General features: G+C 73.0%; 20 protein-coding genes. 16 read left to right on the forward strand and 4 right to left on the reverse strand.

Annotated elements, in window-relative coordinates:
* Positions 1-6 precede the first annotated feature (6 nt).
* The 3 genes from rplM to glmM all read left to right on the forward strand — a co-directional run bounded on the left by rplM (position 7) and on the right by glmM (position 2,500).
* Positions 7-450 (forward strand): 50S ribosomal protein L13, encoded by a 444-nt coding sequence (rplM, locus tag ACFYXK_RS22625; RefSeq protein ID WP_030154717.1) that lies wholly within the window; start codon positions 7-9, stop codon positions 448-450.
* 42 nt (positions 451-492) lie between these two features.
* Positions 493-1,008, forward strand: coding sequence for a 30S ribosomal protein S9 (gene rpsI, locus ACFYXK_RS22630; RefSeq protein WP_030230680.1), 516 nt, complete (start codon positions 493-495; stop codon positions 1,006-1,008).
* 133 nt (positions 1,009-1,141) lie between these two features.
* On the forward strand, positions 1,142-2,500 hold the full coding sequence (gene glmM / locus ACFYXK_RS22635; protein ID WP_389412733.1) for a phosphoglucosamine mutase: 1,359 nt from the start codon (positions 1,142-1,144) through the stop codon (positions 2,498-2,500).
* Positions 2,501-2,576: 76 nt separating this feature from the next.
* Here the strand turns inward: glmM and ACFYXK_RS22640 are convergent, their stop codons facing one another.
* The gene (locus ACFYXK_RS22640; RefSeq protein ID WP_389412734.1) at positions 2,577-3,524 is read right to left on the reverse strand and encodes a DUF389 domain-containing protein; all 948 of its coding nucleotides are present in this window, start codon (positions 3,522-3,524) and stop codon (positions 2,577-2,579) included.
* Between the two features lie 25 nt (positions 3,525-3,549).
* Entirely contained in the window at positions 3,550-4,542 is a 993-nt protein-coding gene (gene coaA, locus ACFYXK_RS22645; protein ID WP_363180148.1) for a type I pantothenate kinase, read from the reverse strand.
* A 387-nt stretch (positions 4,543-4,929) separates the two neighbouring features.
* On the opposite strand from coaA, the gene ACFYXK_RS22650 reads away from it, so the two are divergent.
* The 8 genes from ACFYXK_RS22650 to ACFYXK_RS22685 all read left to right on the forward strand — a co-directional run bounded on the left by ACFYXK_RS22650 (position 4,930) and on the right by ACFYXK_RS22685 (position 12,813).
* A complete protein-coding gene (locus ACFYXK_RS22650) occupies positions 4,930-5,673 on the forward strand; it encodes a hypothetical protein (RefSeq protein ID WP_389412735.1) in 744 nt (247 codons plus the stop codon).
* A 105-nt stretch (positions 5,674-5,778) separates the two neighbouring features.
* Positions 5,779-7,626, forward strand: coding sequence for a glutamine--fructose-6-phosphate transaminase (isomerizing) (gene glmS, locus ACFYXK_RS22655; RefSeq protein ID WP_383514112.1), 1,848 nt, complete (start codon positions 5,779-5,781; stop codon positions 7,624-7,626).
* Between the two features lie 18 nt (positions 7,627-7,644).
* The gene (locus ACFYXK_RS22660) at positions 7,645-8,013 is read left to right on the forward strand and encodes a holo-ACP synthase (RefSeq protein WP_389412736.1); all 369 of its coding nucleotides are present in this window, start codon (positions 7,645-7,647) and stop codon (positions 8,011-8,013) included.
* Between the two features lie 34 nt (positions 8,014-8,047).
* Positions 8,048-9,442: an NAD(P)H-hydrate dehydratase gene (locus tag ACFYXK_RS22665; RefSeq protein WP_389412737.1), complete on the forward strand. Its 1,395-nt coding sequence runs from the start codon at positions 8,048-8,050 to the stop codon at positions 9,440-9,442.
* Positions 9,443-9,574: 132 nt separating this feature from the next.
* A complete protein-coding gene (alr, locus tag ACFYXK_RS22670) occupies positions 9,575-10,711 on the forward strand; it encodes an alanine racemase (RefSeq protein WP_389412738.1) in 1,137 nt (378 codons plus the stop codon).
* A gap of 34 nt (positions 10,712-10,745) precedes the next feature.
* Positions 10,746-11,945, forward strand: coding sequence for an alpha/beta fold hydrolase (locus tag ACFYXK_RS22675; RefSeq protein WP_389412739.1), 1,200 nt, complete (start codon positions 10,746-10,748; stop codon positions 11,943-11,945).
* Positions 11,881-12,453 (forward strand): tRNA (adenosine(37)-N6)-threonylcarbamoyltransferase complex ATPase subunit type 1 TsaE, encoded by a 573-nt coding sequence (tsaE, locus tag ACFYXK_RS22680; RefSeq protein WP_389412740.1) that lies wholly within the window; start codon positions 11,881-11,883, stop codon positions 12,451-12,453. Before ACFYXK_RS22675 ends, tsaE begins: the two co-directional genes overlap by 65 nt.
* Before the next feature lie 156 nt (positions 12,454-12,609).
* Entirely contained in the window at positions 12,610-12,813 is a 204-nt protein-coding gene (locus ACFYXK_RS22685) for a hypothetical protein (protein WP_389412741.1), read from the forward strand.
* Positions 12,814-12,899: 86 nt separating this feature from the next.
* Here ACFYXK_RS22685 and ACFYXK_RS22690 read toward each other — a convergent pair whose 3' ends face one another.
* Positions 12,900-13,457, reverse strand: a complete 558-nt coding sequence (locus ACFYXK_RS22690) for a hypothetical protein (protein ID WP_389412742.1) — start codon at positions 13,455-13,457, stop codon at positions 12,900-12,902.
* Between the two features lie 159 nt (positions 13,458-13,616).
* On the opposite strand from ACFYXK_RS22690, the gene tsaB reads away from it, so the two are divergent.
* From tsaB to ACFYXK_RS22715, 5 genes are all read left to right on the forward strand, one after another.
* Complete coding sequence (gene tsaB / locus ACFYXK_RS22695) at positions 13,617-14,279, forward strand: tRNA (adenosine(37)-N6)-threonylcarbamoyltransferase complex dimerization subunit type 1 TsaB (protein WP_389412743.1); 663 nt, start codon at positions 13,617-13,619, stop codon at positions 14,277-14,279.
* Positions 14,276-14,806, forward strand: a complete 531-nt coding sequence (rimI, locus tag ACFYXK_RS22700) for a ribosomal protein S18-alanine N-acetyltransferase (protein ID WP_389412744.1) — start codon at positions 14,276-14,278, stop codon at positions 14,804-14,806. Before tsaB ends, rimI begins: the two co-directional genes overlap by 4 nt.
* Positions 14,799-15,917, forward strand: coding sequence for a tRNA (adenosine(37)-N6)-threonylcarbamoyltransferase complex transferase subunit TsaD (gene tsaD, locus ACFYXK_RS22705; protein ID WP_389412745.1), 1,119 nt, complete (start codon positions 14,799-14,801; stop codon positions 15,915-15,917). Before rimI ends, tsaD begins: the two co-directional genes overlap by 8 nt.
* The gene (locus ACFYXK_RS22710) at positions 15,917-16,189 is read left to right on the forward strand and encodes a hypothetical protein (protein WP_389412746.1); all 273 of its coding nucleotides are present in this window, start codon (positions 15,917-15,919) and stop codon (positions 16,187-16,189) included. The genes tsaD and ACFYXK_RS22710 overlap by 1 nt, the downstream gene beginning before the upstream one ends.
* Before the next feature lie 65 nt (positions 16,190-16,254).
* On the forward strand, positions 16,255-16,887 hold the full coding sequence (locus tag ACFYXK_RS22715) for a hypothetical protein (RefSeq protein WP_389412747.1): 633 nt from the start codon (positions 16,255-16,257) through the stop codon (positions 16,885-16,887).
* Here the strand turns inward: ACFYXK_RS22715 and ACFYXK_RS22720 are convergent.
* Entirely contained in the window at positions 16,871-18,052 is a 1,182-nt protein-coding gene (locus ACFYXK_RS22720; protein WP_389412748.1) for a methyltransferase domain-containing protein, read from the reverse strand. The genes ACFYXK_RS22715 and ACFYXK_RS22720 overlap by 17 nt on opposite strands.
* Positions 18,053-18,105: the final 53 nt, after the last annotated feature.

Genomic DNA, 18,105 nt, shown 5'->3' on the forward strand with positions numbered 1-18,105 from the left:
ATACGCGTGCGTACGTTCAGCCCCAAGCCCGGCGACATCTCGCGCCAGTGGCTCGTCATCGACGCCCAGGACGTTGTCCTCGGCCGTCTGGCGACCCAGGCCGCTGCCCTCCTGCGGGGCAAGCACAAGCCGACCTATGCGCCTCACATGGACATGGGCGACTTCGTCGTCATCATCAACGCCGACAAGGTTCACCTGTCCGGCAACAAGGCCTCCCAGAAGATGGCCTACCGCCACTCCGGTTTCCCGGGCGGTCTGCGTTCCGTGCGCTACGACGACCTCCTGGCGAACAACCCGGAGAAGGCCGTCGAGAAGGCCGTCAAGGGCATGCTCCCCAAGAACACCCTGGGCCGTCAGATGCTCTCGAAGCTGAAGGTCTACTCGGGCGACCAGCACCCGCACGCTGCCCAGCAGCCGGTGCCGTTCGAGATCACCCAGGTCGCGCAGTAGTTCCGGCCACCCCCTAAGACGTAGAAAATTCTGAGGAGCATCGTGGCCGAGACCACCGCCGAGACCCCCGTCGAAGAGTTCGAGGGCGTCGAGGAGTACACCACCGAGTCTGAGGTCGTCGTCGAGGGCGACTACACCTCCGAGTCCCTCGCCGGCCGCTTCGGCGACCCGCAGCCGGCCGCCGGCCTGGGCCGTCGCAAGAACGCCATCGCCCGCGTCCGGATCGTTCCGGGCACCGGCAAGTGGAAGATCAACGGTCGCACCCTTGAGGACTACTTCCCCAACAAGGTGCACCAGCAGGAAGTCAACGAGCCGTTCAAGCTGCTCGAGCTCGACGGTCGCTACGACGTCATCGCCCGCATCGCGGGTGGCGGCGTCTCCGGTCAGGCCGGCGCCCTGCGCCTCGGTGTGGCCCGCGCCCTGAACGAGGCCGACGTCGACAACAACCGCCCGGCGCTGAAGAAGGCCGGCTTCCTCTCCCGCGACGACCGTGCGGTCGAGCGCAAGAAGGCCGGTCTCAAGAAGGCCCGTAAGGCCCCGCAGTACAGCAAGCGTTAATCTGCGCCTGCTGTTCAGCAACAACCGCCCCGGCAGCACTCTCCGTGCTGCCGGGGCGGTTCGTTTACCGCCACAAGCGGCAAATACATGTCACAAGCGGTCACAAACGAAGCGTGAACTCGGGAGGACAACAGTGGGACAACTCTTCGGGACGGACGGTGTACGCGGCGTCGCCAACGCGGATCTGACGGCTGAGCTCGCGCTCGGTCTCTCCGTGGCAGCTGCCCACGTACTCGCCGAGGCGGGCACCTTCGCGGGCCACCGGGCGACCGCGGTCGTCGGCCGCGACCCCCGCGCCTCGGGCGAATTCCTGGAGGCCGCGGTCGTCGCGGGCCTCGCGAGCGCGGGCGTGGACGTCCTGCGCGTCGGTGTGCTGCCCACCCCGGCGGTGGCGTATCTCACCGGTGCGCTGGGTGCCGACCTCGGCGTGATGCTCTCGGCCAGCCACAATGCGATGCCCGACAACGGCATCAAGTTCTTCGCCCGCGGCGGCCACAAGCTCGCCGACGAGCTCGAGGACCGCATCGAGGCCGTCTACGACGAGCACCGCACGGGCGCTCCCTGGGACCGGCCCACCGGCGCCGGCGTCGGCCGGGTCTCCGACTACGACGAGGGCTTCGACAAGTACGTCGCGCACCTCATCGCGGTCCTGCCCAACCGCCTGGACGGGCTCAAGATCGTCCTGGACGAGGCGCACGGCGCCGCCGCCCGCGTCTCGCCCGAGGCCTTCACCCGGGCGGGTGCCGAGGTCGTCACCATCGGCGCCGAGCCGGACGGCCTCAACATCAACGACGGCTGCGGCTCCACCCACCTGGGGCTCCTCAAGCAGGCCGTGGTCGAGCACGGCGCCGACTTCGGCATCGCGCACGACGGCGACGCGGACCGCTGCCTCGCGGTCGACGGCTCCGGCGCGGAGATCGACGGCGACCAGATCCTCGCGGTGCTGGCGCTGGCCATGCGCGAGGCCGGCCAGCTGCGCGGCAACACCGTCGTCGGCACCGTGATGTCCAACCTCGGCTTCAAGCTGGCCATGGAGGGCGAGGGCATCCAGGTGGTGCAGACCGGCGTCGGCGACCGGTACGTGCTCGAGTCGATGAAGGAGCACGGCTACGCCCTGGGCGGCGAGCAGTCCGGCCACGTGATCATCCTCGACCACGCCACGACCGGCGACGGCACGCTCACCGGCCTGATGCTGGCGGCGCGCGTCGCGGCCACCGGCCGGTCGCTGGCCGACCTGGCGGGCGTCATGCAGCGGCTGCCGCAGGTGCTGATCAACGTCCCCGACGTGGACAAGTCCCGGGTCAAGACCTCCGCCGAGCTGGCCGCGGCCGTCGCCGACGCCGAGCGCGAGCTGGGCACCACCGGCCGGGTGCTGCTCCGTCCGTCGGGTACCGAACCGCTCGTCCGGGTGATGGTCGAAGCCGCCGACATCGAGCAGGCCCGCGCGGTCGCCGGGCGGCTCGCGGACGTCGTGAAGTCGGCGCTCGGCTAGGGAGCGTCGTCGAAGTAGCGTCGGCCCCGCCGTTCCGCGATTGCGGAGGGCGGGGCCGACGGCGTCACCGGACCGTTCAGCTCTTCGGCCGGCGGACCCAGCGGCCGCGCTGGGTCCGCCAGAGCGCTTTCTGCCCGTAGAGGGTCAAGATGCCCGCCAGCATGATCCCGCCCAGGTTCAGCAGCAGCTGCTCCGCCGAACCCCACATCTGGGCGAGGTCGCCGTAGCTGAGGGCCACGGCGGCGTTCGCACCGGCCGGGACGGTGGTCACGGAGATCGCGACGCCCACCAGCGCCCCGGACTTGGCGGAGGTCAGGGACAGCACCCCCGCCACGCCCGCGAGCAGCGACACCACGAAGGAGAACGGGTCCGGCTGCCAGATGAAGCCGGTGTTCGGGCGGGGCCGCTCCAGCATCCCCTCCTGGAACTGCCCGATCGCGTCCATCCCCAGGCTGAAGACGGTCGTGGCGGCGATCGCGGCGGCGAAGCCGATCAGCAGTGCGCCGAGGGACCGCAGGGCGAGCCGCGGCTCCCGCTGCACCACCGCGGTGCAGACGCCCGCGAGAGGACCGAACTCCGGACCGACCGCCATGGCTCCCACGATCAGGATGGCGTTGTCGAGTACGACACCGCATGCCGCGATCATGGTCGCCAGGATCATGAACGCGAGGTACGTGATGGTGAGCGTGGACTCCTCGTGGGTGGCCTCCGTCAGCTGCTCCCACAGCACGGCGTCGGCGGCCTCGCCCGGGGCCTCCTCCTCGGCCGCGTCGGCCCGCCGGGACAGCGACAGGTCGATGTTCTCGACGGCGATCGAGCCGTCCCGCTCGACGCCCAGCTCCCGGAGTTCGTTCAGCAGCTCGTCCCCCGCCTCGCGGGCGACGTCGCACATCACGACGTCGCCCCGGGGCTCGCGGGCGACGCCCGGCAGTACGACCAGATGGGTGGTGCCGACCGTCGATTCGATGGCCGAGACCACGGCATCGGTCCGGTCGGGCGGGGTGATCAACCGCAGGTGCAGCATGGCCGCACCCTAGTGGGTGACGAGGTCAGAGCTTGCGGAGGCTGAGCTTTTGCACCTTGTGGTCCGGGCCCTTGCGCACGACGAGGGTCGCGCGGCCGCGGGTGGGAGCCACGTTCTCCAGGAGGTTGGGCTTGTTGATGGTGCGCCACATGGTCTGCGCGTACTCCATCGCCTCCTCCTCGGAGACCTGGGTGTACTTGCGGAAGTAGGAGAAAGGATTCTGGAAGGCGGTCTCGCGCAGCTTCCGGAACCGGTTGAGGTACCAGCGCTCGATGTCCTCGGGGCGGGCGTCCACGTACACGCTGAAGTCGAAGTAGTCGGCGAGGCCGACGCGCGTGCGGCCGTCCTTGCCGGGCAGGGCCGGCTGGAGGACGTTGAGCCCCTCGACGATCAGGATGTCCGGGCGGCGTACGACGAGCTGCTCGCCCGGGACGATGTCGTAGATCAGGTGCGAGTAGACCGGGGCCGTCACCTCGTCCTTGCCGGCCTTGATGTCCGCGACGAAGCGGGTGAGCGCGCGGCGGTCGTACGACTCCGGGAAGCCCTTGCGGGAGGTGAGCCCCCGGCGCTGGAGCTCCTTCATGGGGTACAGGAAGCCGTCGGTGGTGACCAGCTCGACACGGGGGTGCTCGGGCCAGCGGGCCAGCAGGGCCTGGAGCAGACGGGCCACGGTCGACTTGCCGACGGCGACGGAGCCGGCGACCCCTATGACGAACGGGGTGCCCTGCTGCGCGCCGTGGCCGTTGCCGGCGTCGCCGAGGAAGGTGTTGAGGGTGCCGCGGAGGTTGCTCGTGGCGCCGACGTAGAGGTTGAGGAGGCGGGAGAGCGGGAGGTAGACGTCCCGGACCTCGTCGAGGTCGATGACGTCGCCGAGACCGCGCAGCCGCTCGACCTCGTCGGCGGTGAGGGGGAGCGGGGTGCGCTCGCGCAGGGCGCTCCACTCGGCCCGGGTGAGGTCGACGTAGGGAGAGACCTCGGCCCGGCGGTGAGGTCGCTCGGGACGGTCGGGGCGCTCCATCGCGCTGTCCGGCGTGCTTCGTGGCGGCGAAGTGATCACAGGGCCATTGTCGTGGCTCGGGGGCGGTTGTGGGTGGTGTGGTCGGTCACGTGCCGGTGCCCGGGGCCGTCGCGGCGGTGCCTGCGGGGTGTCGTGCAGTGGTTCGCGTGCCGGTCGCGAGCCGGCTGCGAGCCGGGCTGGGCCGGGGCTCGTGCCGGGGCTCGGATCGGGGGGCCGGGTCGGGCCGGGGCCGGAGCCGGGGTACCGGATCTCACCCCGGTCACGATTGGCCGTACCCGGCGGAAAATGGACCGGTCGTGATCGGATCCCCCCGTAGATTTGTTGATCATCGCGGCGCTCCTTCTGCTGCCGCCGTTGTCGTTGTTGTGTTTCTGGGGGAGATCCTTCGTGCGTAGCACCCTTGTCCGCCGTACCGTCCTGACCGCCTCCGCGGTGTCCCTGGCCCTGCTGTCCACCGCCTGCGGTTCCGACAAGGCGGACGACAAGGTGGGCGGCGCCACGCCGACCCCCTCCGGCGCAGCGTCGGCGGCGGCGGCGGCGCCGGCGGCGAAGGCGAAGACCGACGCCGAGCTGGTCGCGCTGCTGGTGACGCAGACCGAGCTGCCGACCCACGCGGTCCGGGCGGCCACCCCGGCCGAACTCGCGGCGGCGGCCAGCGCCGGGAGCGACAAGCCCGAGTGCCTGCCGCTGGTCAAGGCGCAGTCCACGGCCCCGGTCGGCACCCCGGTGGGCAGGGCGGGCACCAAGGCGGTCGCCGTGCCGAAGTCCGCCGGCGAGGTCCTGGGCGCCACCGTCACGTCCATCGCCCTCGCCTCGTACGAGGGCAAGGGCGCCGACGCGGCCTTCGCCTCGGTCAAGGCTGCGGCCACGGCCTGCGCCGGCGGTTACACGGGCAGCCAGTCCGGCGACTCCCTCAAGATCTCCAAGGTGGTCCCGGGCGCCCCGATCACCGCGGGCGACGAGGCGCTCGCCTACACCGCGGTGGCCGACGTGGACGGCGAGAAGGCGTCCACGGAGCTCGTGGTCGTGCGCAAGGGCAACATCATCGCCACCTTCTCGGCCGTGAGCCCGAGTGGCTCCGCCGAGCAGCCGAAGGCCGTCGTCGAGATCCAGGCCAAGAAGCTCGGCTGACCGTTCGAAACATGCGTCAACCCGCTCCGGCGTATTCGCCGGGGCGGGTTTTTCGTCTTGTTCAGGTACGGGGCACGGAGCCGACATCCGCGTACGCTGCGCCGTATGTGCGGAATTGTGGGTTACGTGGGAGCGCAGTCGGCGCTCGATGTGGTCATCGCCGGACTCAAGCGGCTCGAGTACCGCGGCTACGACTCGGCGGGCGTCGCCGTGCTCGCCGACGGGGGGCTCATCGCCGCCAAGAAGGCCGGCAAGCTCGTCAATCTGGAGAAGGAGCTGGTCGGGCACCCGCTGCCGGCCGGTTCGACGGGACTGGGGCACACCCGCTGGGCCACCCACGGCGGGCCCACCGACGTCAACGCCCACCCGCACCTGGACAACGCGGGCCGGGTGGCCGTCGTGCACAACGGCATCATCGAGAACTTCGCCGCGCTGCGCGCCGAACTGGCCGAGCGGGGGCACCGGCTGGAGTCCGAGACGGACACCGAGGTCGTCGCCCACCTGCTGGCCGAGCGTTTCGACGCCTGCGGGGACCTCGCGGAGGCCATGCGGCAGGTGTGCCGGCGGCTGGAGGGCGCGTTCACGCTGGTCGCGGTGCACGCCGACGCGCCGGACGTGGTGGTCGGGGCGCGCCGGAACTCCCCCCTGGTGGTGGGCGTTGGGGAAGGGGAGAACTTCCTCGCCTCTGACGTGGCCGCGTTCATCGCCCACACCCGGTCCGCGATCGAGCTGGGGCAGGACCAGGTCGTCGAGCTCCGCCGCGACGGGGTCACGGTGACCGACTTCGCCGGTGCGCCCGCGTCCGTGCGGGCGTACCACGTGGACTGGGACGCCTCGGCGGCCGAGAAGGGGGGCTATGACTACTTCATGCTCAAGGAGATCGCCGAGCAGCCGAAGGCCGTCGCCGACACCCTCCTGGGCAGGATCGACGCGAGCGGCTCGCTGACCCTGGACGAGGTGCGCATCCCCGTCTCGGTGCTCAGGGAGGTGGACAAGGTCGTCATCGTGGCGTGCGGTACGGCCTACCACGCGGGCATGATCGCGAAGCTGGCCATCGAGCACTGGACCCGCATCCCGTGCGAGACGGAGCTGGCGAGCGAGTTCCGCTACCGCGACCCGATCCTGGACCAGCGGACGCTGGTCGTCGCGATCTCGCAGAGCGGCGAGACCATGGACACCCTGATGGCGCTGCGGCACGCGCGCGAGCAGGGCGCCAGGGTGCTGGCCATCTGCAACACGAACGGGTCGACCATCCCGCGCGAATCCGATGCGGTGCTGTACACGCACGCCGGTCCCGAGGTGGCCGTCGCCTCGACCAAGGCGTTCCTGACGCAGCTGGTGGCCTGCTACCTGGTCGCGCTGTACCTCGGGCAGGTGCGGGGTACGAAGTGGGGCGACGAGATCGAGGCGGTGATCCGCGAGCTGTCCGACATCGCCGCGGCCGTGGACACCGTACTGGAGACCATGGAGCCGGTACGGGAGCTGGCGCGGTCGCTGGCGGACAAGGACACCGTGCTGTTCCTCGGGCGGCACGTCGGGTACCCGGTGGCCCTGGAGGGCGCGCTCAAGCTCAAGGAGCTGGCGTACATGCACGCCGAGGGCTTCGCGGCGGGCGAGCTCAAGCACGGCCCGATCGCGCTGATCGAGGAGGACCTGCCGGTGGTGGTGGTCGTGCCGTCGCCGCGCGGGCGCTCGGTGCTGCACGACAAGATCGTGTCGAACATCCAGGAGATCCGGGCGCGCGGGGCGCGGACCATCGTGATCGCGGAGGAGGGCGACGAGGCGGTCGTCCCCTACGCCGACCACCTGATCCGGATCCCGGCGACGCCGACGCTGCTGCAGCCGCTGGTGGCGACGGTGCCGCTGCAGGTCTTCGCCTGCGAGCTCGCGACGGCGCGGGGGAACGAGGTGGACCAGCCGCGTAACCTCGCGAAGTCCGTGACGGTGGAGTGAGCGAAGCGAGTTGGCGTTGTGATTATCGGTGTGGGGATCGACGTTGCCGAGATCGAGCGGTTCGGTGAGGCGCTGGCGCGCACCCCGAACATGGCCGGGCGGCTGTTCACCGACTCCGAGTTGACGCTGCCGAGCGGCGAGCGGCGCGGGATCGCCTCGCTCGCCGCCCGGTTCGCGGCCAAGGAGGCCCTCGCCAAGGCGCTCGGCGCGCCCGGCGGGATGCTGTGGACCGATGCCGAGGTGTACGTGGAGGAGACCGGGCAGCCGCGGCTGCGGGTGTCGGGGACGGTCGAGGCCAGGGCGCTGGCGCTGGGCGTCAAGTCCTGGCACATCTCCCTGAGCCACGACGCGGGTGTCGCCTCCGCCGTGGTGATCGCCGAAGGATAGGGCCGACTCCTCGGGGTTCGGGCACGCTGGTGCCATGCGTACTGCTTACAGCGTGGAGACCGTACGGGCCGCCGAGCGGGAGCTGATGGCCCGGCTGCCGGAGGGCGCCCTGATGCAGCGGGCGGCGGCCGGGCTGGCCGCCGTGTGCGCGGGCCTGCTGCGCCGGGTGTACGGGGCGCGCGTCGTCCTGCTCGTCGGGCCCGGGGACAACGGCGGCGACGCGCTGTACGCGGGCGCCCGGCTGGCCCGGCGCGGCGCCGGGGTGACGGCGGTGCCGATGGATCCGGAGCGGGTGCACGCGGGCGGGCTGCGGGCGCTGCTGGCCGCCGGGGGCCGGGTCGCGCGGGCCGTCCCCGGCCGGGCGGACCTCGTACTGGACGGGCTCGTCGGCATCGGCGGGCGCGGCGGGCTGCGGCCGGCCGCGGCGGAGCTGGTGGAGCAGATCCCGGCCGGTGCGGTCGTGGTCGCGGTGGACCTGCCGAGCGGGGTCGACGCGGACACCGGGGAGGTGGCGGGGCCGGCCGTCCGGGCCGATGTCACGGTGACCTTCGGGGCGTACAAGCCGGGGCTGCTCATCGACCCGGGGGCTTCGCGCACGGGCGCGCCGCGCCTGGTGGACATCGGGCTGTCGCTGCCGGAGCCGGACGCGGAGGCCTTGCAGCACGCCGATGTCGCGGCGCTGCTGCCGGCTCCGACGGCGTCGAGCGACAAGTACCGCCGGGGCGTGGTCGGCATCGTCGCCGGGTCGGCGCAGTACCCGGGCGCGGCGGTGCTCGCCGTCGCCGGGGCGCTGCGGGGCGGCGCGGGCGCCGTGCGGTACGTCGGGCCGGCGGCGGACGCGGTGCTGGCGCGGTACCCCGAGACGCTGATCGGGCGGGGCCGGGTGCAGGCGTGGGTGGTCGGTCCGGGGCTGGGGGAGGGCCGGGCGGCGGAGGTCGCGCAGGTCCTGGCGGACCCGGTGCCGGTGCTGGTGGACGCGGACGGGCTGCGCGGGCTGGACCCGGAGGTGCTGCGGGCCCGGCCGGCCGAGACGCTGCTGACCCCGCACGCCGGGGAGGCGGCGGCGCTGCTGGGGGTGTCCCGGGAGTCGGTGGAGTCGGCCCGGCTGTCGTCCGTGCGGTCGCTGGCCGTGCGGTACGGGGCGACGGCCCTGCTGAAGGGCTCGACGACGCTCGTGTCCCGCGGCGGCGGCCCGGTCCGCGTCAACCCGACGGGAACCGCCTGGCTGGCGACGGCCGGCAGCGGCGACGTCCTGTCGGGCCTGGCCGGCTCCCTGCTGGCCTCGGGCCTGCCGGCACTCGACGCCGCTTCGGTCGCGGCGTACCTCCACGGCCTGGCGGGGCGCCGGGCCGCCTCCGGAGCCCCGCTCCTGGCCCAGCAGATCGCGCAGTCCCTCCCGGAGGCCTGGCGCGACATCCAGAACCCGTAACGGCCCCGCCGGGGGTCCGTATTCGGCCCCCGGCACCCGCGGAGTGGTCCCAACGGGGGTGGAACATCCCGGTATGCGGCGTCGGGACGGCGGTCGCGCAGGCCAGGGCCGGGCTCTGAGAGACTGGGGGCGATGAACGAGACACCGACGCGCGTGTACGCCGAGATCGATCTTGACGCCGTACGGGCGAACGTACGCGCACTGCGCGAGCGGGCACCCGGGGCCGAGTTGATGGCCGTCGTCAAGGCGGACGCCTATGGCCACGGCGCGATCCCCTGCGCCCGCGCGGCCCAGGAGGCCGGTGCCACCTGGCTCGGAACCGCCACCCCCGAGGAGGCGCTCGCGCTGCGCGCCGCCGGGATCGGCGGGCCGCTCATGTGCTGGCTGTGGACCCCCGGCGGGCCCTGGCAGGCGGCCGTCGAGGCCGACCTGGACATCTCCGTCAGCGGGATGTGGGCCCTCGACGAGGTGCGCAAGGCCGCGCACGCCGCCGGACGCCGGGCCAGGATCCAGCTCAAGGCCGACACCGGCCTCGGCCGCAACGGCTGCCAGCCCGCCGACTGGGCGGAGCTCGTCGGGGCGGCCGTCGCGGCCCAGGCCGAGGGTACCGTCAAGATCACCGGCGTCTGGTCCCACTTCGCCTGCGCCGACGAACCCGGCCACCCCTCCATCGCGCTCCAGCTGGCGGCGTTCCGCGACATGCTGGCGTACGCCGAGAAGGAGGGCGTGGAGCCCGAGGTCCGGCACATCGCCAACTCGCCCGCGACGCTGACGCTGCCCGAGAGCCACTACGACCTCGTGCGCTGCGGCCTCGCCGTCTACGGCGTGTCCCCGGCCCCCGAGCTCGGGACCTCCCAGGAGCTGGGCCTGCGGCCCGCCATGACCCTCAAGGCCTCCGTGGCACTGGTCAAGGCCGTGCCCCCGGGCCACGGGGTGAGCTACGGGCACCACTACGTCACCGAGGCCGAGACGAACCTCGCCCTCATCCCCGCCGGGTACGCCGACGGCATCCCCCGGCACGCCTCCGGCCGCGGGCCGGTCTCCGTCGGCGGGAAGGTCCGCCGCGTCGCCGGGCGCGTCGCCATGGACCAGTTCGTCGTCGACCTGGGCAATGACCTGGTACGGGCCGGTGACGAGGCCGTCATCTTCGGCAGCGGCGAGCACGGCGAGCCCACCGCCGAGGACTGGGCCCAGGCGGCACACACCATCGCCTATGAGATCGTCACCCGTATCGGGGTGCGCGTTCCTCGGGTGTACCGCAACGGCTGAGGCTGAGTGAGGACGGCGTGAGCGTGAGGACGGCGTGAGCGAGAACTGGCGCAAAGCCGGCTGGGCCGGCGCCGCGATCGGCGTGATAGCCGCAGGCGCGGCGGCCGGCGTTGCGGTCGAACGGATCACGGTCGGGCGCGGCATGCGCCGCAAGGCGCGCCTCGCGCTCGACGCCACCGGGGACTACGGCTCCCTGCGCGGCACCGCCGGAGCCTGCTACGCCGAGGACGGCACAGAGCTCTACTACGAGGTCGACGAGCCGTCCGAAGGCCCGAAGAAGCGGCCTCGGCTGCGCCGCAAGGAACCGGCCGCCCCGACCGTCGTGTTCTGCCACGGCTACTGCCTCGGCCAGGACTCCTGGCACTTCCAGCGCGCCGCCCTGCGCGGACTGGTGCGTGCGGTGTACTGGGACCAGCGCAGCCACGGCCGCAGCGCGCGCGGGTTCTCCCAGGCCGACGGCGAGCGCGTGACCATCGACCAGCTCGGCCGCGACCTGAAGACCGTCATCGACGCCGCCGCGCCCGAGGGCCCGCTGGTCCTCGTGGGCCACTCGATGGGCGGCATGACGATCATGGCGCTGGCCGAGCAGTTCCCCGAGCTCATCCGCGACCGGGTGATCGGCGTCGCCCTCGTCGGCACCTCCAGCGGGCACCTCGACCAGGTGACGTACGGGCTGCCCTCGGTCGGCATGGGCGCCGTGCGCCGCATCCTGCCGCCCGTGCTGCGGGCGCTCGGCTCGCAGGTGGAGCTCGTGGAGAAGGGTCGCCGGGCCACCGCCGACCTCTTCGCGGGCATGATCAAGATGTACTCGTTCGGCGCCCCCCGCGAGGTGGACCCGGGTGTCGCGCGCTTCGCCGAGCGGCTGATCGAGGCCACCCCTATCGACGTGGTCGCCGAGTTCTACCCGGCCTTCCAGATCCACGACAAGAGCGCCGCCCTCCAGCGGTTCGCCGACATCCCCGTCACCGTCATCGCCGGCGACCGCGACATGGTCACCCCGGCCGCGCACAGCCAGGCCATCAAGGACGCGCTGCCGGCCGCGGAGCTCGTGGTCCTGGAGTCCGCCGGGCACCTCATGATGCTCGAGTACCCCGAAACGGTGACCGGGCTGCTCACCGACCTGCTGGCGCGCACCGGTGCGGTGCCGGCAGCGACTAACGTTGGCGGGCATGGAAGAAGTACCGCTGGAAGCGCCACGAGCACTGCACCGTCAGGCACCGCAGCAGGCAACTGAGGCGGCCGCCGCCGAGGCGCGCATCACCGTCGACTCGCCCGAGGCCATGCAGGAGCTGGGCCGCAGCCTCGCCGGCCTGCTCCGCCCCGGCGACCTCGTCCTGCTGACCGGGGAGCTCGGCGCGGGCAAGACCACGCTGACCCGGGGCCTGGGCGAGGGGCTGGGCGTCCGGGGCGCCGTGACCTCGCCGACCTTCGTGATCGCCCGGGTGCACCCCTCGCTGCGCGGCGGGCCGGCGCTGGTGCACGTGGACGCGTACCGGCTCGGCGGCGGGCTGGACGAGATGGAGGACCTGGACCTCGACGTCTCGCTGCCCGATTCCGTGGTCGTCGTGGAGTGGGGCGACGGCAAGGTCGAGGAGCTCTCCGACGACCGGCTGCACGTGGTGATCGCCCGGGCGGTCGGTCACGAGGAGGTCCTGGACGACGTGCGGGAGGTCTCGGTGCGCGGGATCGGGTCGCGCTGGTCCGGGCCGGGCGCACTGGCGGAGCTGGCCCCGGTTCGCTAGCGCAGGGGCAGGGCGGGTGGCCGAGGGGCTCCGCGGGAAAACGTACCGACAACTCGTCGGCAAGATATTGCGCCGATGGAGTCGCGCGTGGTGACATGGTACCGAGGGCTGGTTAGGCCTGCCTAAGTACGGGCCGGCCCGGGCCAGGAGGCAGCCATGTCCGCAGCAGGAGTGCAGCGCGACCCCCGCTCGTCCGTCGTGTCCATGGGGGCGCTGCTCGCCGCGGGCGCGGCGGCCACGGCGGTCTCGACGCCACCCGCGCGGGAGCACGCCCCGGACGCGCCCGAAGGCACCGGGGCCGACGTGCGCAGCGCGGCCGACGTACGCGAACAGGCCGCCCCGGAGTCCGAGGCGGCCTGAGAGGTCCGCAGTGCGCGATGGCCCGCACGTCCCGTAGCCCGTGCGGGTGAATCCGCGGCGGGCTGCCCCGGCCAGGGGGCAGGGCGTCAGGGGACGACGACGACCTTCGAGTTGATCGTCGCGAAGGCCCACATCGCATCGCCGTCGGCCCGCGTCATGCGGATGCCGCCGGTCTTCTTGTTCGGGTCGGGCTCCGGCATCTCGCCGTCCACCCGGGAGCTGAACCCGACCACGACGCCGTCCGCCGTGGCGAACCGCACGACGTGCTCGATCGGCACCCCGTCCGAGCCGGTGACCGCGCCCGAGCGCGAGTTCACCAGGTACGTGCCCGGCTTCGGGTGCGCCGTGCTCGGCTTGACCGCGAACGACTTCGGCTCCTGCCCGCTCTCTGCGACCAGCCACACCCGCTTCAGGCCCACCGAGTACACGACGCGCGAGCCCGTACCCGATTCGGCCGGCACGGCCACCGGCTTCGCCGCCTCGGGCGCGTGGGCGGACGGGACGGGGGAGGGCGCCGTGGCCGGCGGGGCGGCCTGCGCGGGGTGCGCGGGCGCGCTGGCAGAGGCCTGGTAACCGAGGAAGCCGACGGCGGCGAGCGCCGCCACGGTGAGCCCGGCCACGATTCCCGAGCTGCTGCGTGCCACCTTGCTCCACCTCTCCCGTGCTTCCCCTGTGCCGCAGCGCCGGCCGGGCGCGCCGCGCCCCGGCTCGGACCTCGGCCGATACCTGGGTCGAAGGTAGCAGCCGGGGTGCCCCGTGACCGGCCGCGAGGGGCCGGGGCCCCGGAGTCGTAGGCTGTTCGCGTGCTCTTGCTCGCTGTAGATACCGCCACGCCCGCCGTCACCGTCGCCCTGCACGACGGCGAGTCCGTCCTCGCCGAGTCGAACCAGGTCGACGCCCGCCGCCACGGGGAGCTCCTGCTGCCCTCCGTCGACAAGGTCCTCGCCGAGGCCGGGCTGAAGCTCGACGCCCTCACGGGCATCGTCGTCGGCGTCGGCCCCGGCCCCTACACCGGGCTGCGCGTCGGCCTCGTCACCGCCTCCACCTTCGCCACCGTGCTCGGCATCCCCGTGCACGGCCTGTGCACCCTCGACGGCCTCGCGTACGCCGCGGGCGCCGCCGGGATCGAGGGCCCCTTCACCGTGGCCACCGACGCGCGGCGCAAGGAGGTCTACTGGGCCCGGTACGAGGACCCGCGCACCCGCGTCGGCGAGCCCGCGGTGGACCGCCCGGCGGACATCGCCGAGCAGGTCGCCGGCCTGCCCGCGGTGGGCCAGGGCGCGCTGCTGTACCCGGAGGTCTTCACCGACGCGCGGGCCCCCGAGCACCAGAGCGCCGCCGCGCTGGCCGCCCTGGCGGTGGAACGGCTCGCGGCGGGGGAGGAGTTCCTGCCCCCGACGCCGCTGTACCTGCGCCGGCCCGACGCGCAGGTGCCGAAGAACTACAAGGTGGTCACCCCGCAGTGACGGCAGCCACCGCAGTACTGCGCGAGATGCGCTGGTGGGACATCGAGCCGGTGCTGGAACTGGAGCACGAGCTGTTCCCCGAGGACGCCTGGTCCGCGGGCATGTTCTGGTCCGAGCTCGCCCACGCCCGCGGCCCGCACGCCACCCGCCGCTACGTGGTCGCCGAAATCCCGTCCGACAGCGGCTCCGGCCGCCTCGTCGGCTACGCCGGGCTGGCCGCCGCCGGCGACCTGGCCGACGTACAGACCATCGCGGCCGCGCGCGACCAATGGGGGACCGGGCTCGGCGCCCGGCTCCTCACCGACCTGCTGCGCGCCGCGACCGCGTTCGAGTGCGCCGAGGTGCTGCTGGAGGTACGGGTGGACAACACCCGGGCCCAGAAGCTCTACGAGCGCTTCGGCTTCGAGCCGATCGGCTTCCGGCGGGGCTACTACCAGCCCGGCAACGTGGACGCGCTCGTGATGCGCCTGACCGACCCCGCACAAGCAACGACTGAGAGCACTGAGAGCAGTGAGAGCAATGGCTGACGAACCGCTCGTCCTCGGCATCGAGACCTCCTGCGACGAGACCGGCGTCGGCGTCGTCCGCGGCACCACCCTGCTGGCGGACGCGATCGCGTCCAGCGTCGACGAGCACGCGCGCTTCGGCGGCGTCGTGCCCGAGGTGGCCTCCCGGGCGCACCTGGAGGCGATGGTCCCCACCATCGAGCGCGCCCTGAAGGAGGCCGGGGTCAGCGCCCGCGACCTCGACGGCATCGCCGTCACCGCGGGTCCCGGCCTCGCGGGGGCGCTGCTGGTGGGCGTCTCGGCGGCCAAGGCGTACGCGTACGCGCTCGGCAAGCCGCTGTACGGGGTGAACCACCTGGCCTCGCACATCTGCGTCGACCAGCTGGAGCACGGGCCGCTGCCGGAGCCGACCATGGCGCTGCTGGTGTCCGGCGGACACTCCTCGCTGCTCCTGGCCCCGGACATCACCTCCGACGTACGGCCGCTGGGCGCGACCATCGACGACGCGGCGGGCGAGGCCTTCGACAAGATCGCGCGCGTGCTGCAGCTGGGCTTCCCCGGCGGCCCGGTCATCGACCGGCTCGCGCGGGAGGGCGACCCGAAGGCGATCAACTTCCCGCGCGGGCTGACGGGGCCGCGCGACGCGGCGTACGACTTCTCCTTCTCCGGGCTCAAGACGGCGGTCGCGCGTTGGATCGAGGCGAAGCGGAACGCGGGCGAGGAGGTGCCGGTGCGCGATGTGGCGGCGTCCTTCCAGGAGGCCGTGGTGGACGTGCTGACCCGCAAGGCGATCCGCGCGTGCAAGGACGAGGGCGTCGACCACCTGATGATCGGCGGCGGTGTGGCGGCCAATTCCCGGCTGCGGTCGCTGGCGCAGGAGCGGTGCGACGATGCGGGGATCATCCTGCGCGTGCCGCGCCCGAAGCTGTGCACGGACAACGGTGCGATGGTGGCGGCGCTGGGCGCGGAGATGGTCAAGCGGAACCGGCCGGCCTCGGACTGGGACCTTTCGGCGGACTCCTCGCTGCCGGTGACGGACCCGCACGTCCCGGGCGTCGCTCACGCGCACTCCCACGCTCACGGCCACGACCACGACCACGTGCACGAGTTGAGCAAGGACAACCTGTACTGATGGGCACCGTCGCGCTGATGTGGGAGGCCCGGGCCGCCGCCGGTCGGGGCAACGAGCTGCTGGAGTGGGCCCGTTCGCAGGTCCTGGTGCGCGAGCCGGTGCGCCGCGAGCTGCTGCGGGCCCCGCAGGACCGGGTGCTGGTCGTCACGTGGTGGGAGGCCCCGGAGGGCCTGGCGGCGGAGCTGCCCGAACTCCCGGAGCCCGCCGCCGATCTGATCACCCGTCCGGTGCACCGCTGGCGGTTCGAGTCGGTGGAGGCCACCGGCAGTTGACGCACCGGGGTCTCTCGAGCGGCTCCGGAGCGGGCTTGTGGCCGGATGCCGATATCGTCATGTGCATGCCTCGTCGTGACCTGCCGCCCCCGCCGCCTCCCGCCCATCTGCGCGCCTGGCTGGACGAGGGCACCGTACGGGCCGACCGGGCGCGGTTCCTGCAGGACCTGCGCCGACGCAGCCTGGGCCTGGGGCGGTTGCTGCTGCTGTGGACCGTCGCCGCGGTCTTCGCGCTCGGCTGGTCCTTCGTCGGCATGGCCCTGATGTCCTTCGAGGTGCCAGGCGATCCGTTCGCGTACGTTTTCGGCCTCATCTTCGCCCTGCTCGGCGCGGGCGTGCTGATCCCGGCCGGGTTCTGGTTCGCCCACGGCGCCAAACGGGACCGCCGGGTGCGCCAACTGCTGTGCGCATGGGCGGAGTCGGACCGGGATCCGGCCGCCGACGCGCGGCTGCGCGCCCCCGGGCTGAGCCTGGCCTGGCTGCTGGCCTCCTTCGCGCTGGGCGCGTTCGGGCTGTACGTGAGCTTCGGGTCCGCGGCGTCGGCCCGCCCGGGCGAGGCGACGTACGGCGAGGTCACGTACTTCATCGGCCTCGGCATGATCCTGTGGATCACGGGCCTGCTGGGCCTCGGCAAGGCGGGCGCGCACTACCGGTGGGCGATGCGCGCCTTCCGCGGCGGCGCTACTGCGGTGCGCTGACCGGCGAGCCGATCAGCATCGAGGGGGCGCCCGCGACCCGGGTGAGGAAGACGGTCGCGGAGTGCGGCCCCTGCGGCTTGACCTTCTTGCGCAGTTCCTCGGGTTCGATGGCCGAACCGCGCTTCTTCACGGTCAGGATGCCCACCTCGCGCTCGCGCAGCAGCGCCTTGAGCTTCTTGAGGCCGAAGGGAAGCACGTCGGTGATCTCGTACGCGGTGGCGTACGGCGTCGCACGCAGCTCGTCCGCGGTGACGTACGCGATGGTCGGGTCGATCAGCCGGCCGGCCAGCTGCGCGGCGACCTCGGCGACGAGGTGGGCGCGGATCACGGCGCCGTCGGGCTCGTAGAGGTAGCGGCCGACCGGCCCGGCCTCGGGATCGGGCAGCGGATCGACGGTGTGCAGGGTGCGCGGGCCGGGCAGCAGGGTGGCGCGGACGGTGCCGGGCGCGGTCCCGAACCACAGCACGGCCTCCTTCACGTCGCCGTGGTCCGAGATCCACTCGGCCTCCGCCTCCTGCGGGACGGCCTCGTGCGGGATCCCGGGAGCGATCTTGACGGCGGCGTACTTGGCCGTACGGGCGGCCTCGACGGCCCACGACAGAGGCGGCGAGTAGCTCTCCGGGTCGAAGGTCCTGCCGCGGCCCCCTCGCCGGGCCGGGTCGAGGAAGACGGCGTCGCACCCGGAGGTGTCGACGTCGGTCACGTCCGCCTCGCGGACCTCGACGAGCTCCGCCAGCCCCAGGGCCTCGGCGTTGGCGCGGGCGACGGCGACGGTCAGCGGGTCGTGGTCCACGGCCAGCACGCGGATGCCGAGCCGGGCCAGGGCCAGGGCGTCGCCGCCGATGCCGCAGCACAGGTCGGCGACGCTGCGCACGCCGAGTTCCGCGAGCCGCTCGGCGCGGTACGAGGCCACCGGGGCGCGGGTGGCCATCTCGACGCCGCCGGGCGTGAAGTACATCCGGAACGCGTCCTCGGCACCGAACTTCGCCACCGCGCGCTGCCGCAGCCGGGCCTGCCCGAGCGCGGCGGAGACCAGCGCGGCGGGGTGCTCGCGGCGCAGCCGGGTGGCGACGGCGATCTCCTGGGACGGGTCGTAGTCGCGCAGGGAGTCGAGGAGGGCGCGGCCCTCGGGGGTGAGGAGCGCGCTGAAGTCTTCGGGGGTCACCGGTTCATTGTCGGTCAGTGTGGGCCACTCGATGGAAGGTCGTCTTCCGTTCG

Source organism: Streptomyces sp. NPDC002209 (assembly GCF_042890265.1).
Lineage (GTDB): Bacteria > Actinomycetota > Actinomycetes > Streptomycetales > Streptomycetaceae > Streptomyces.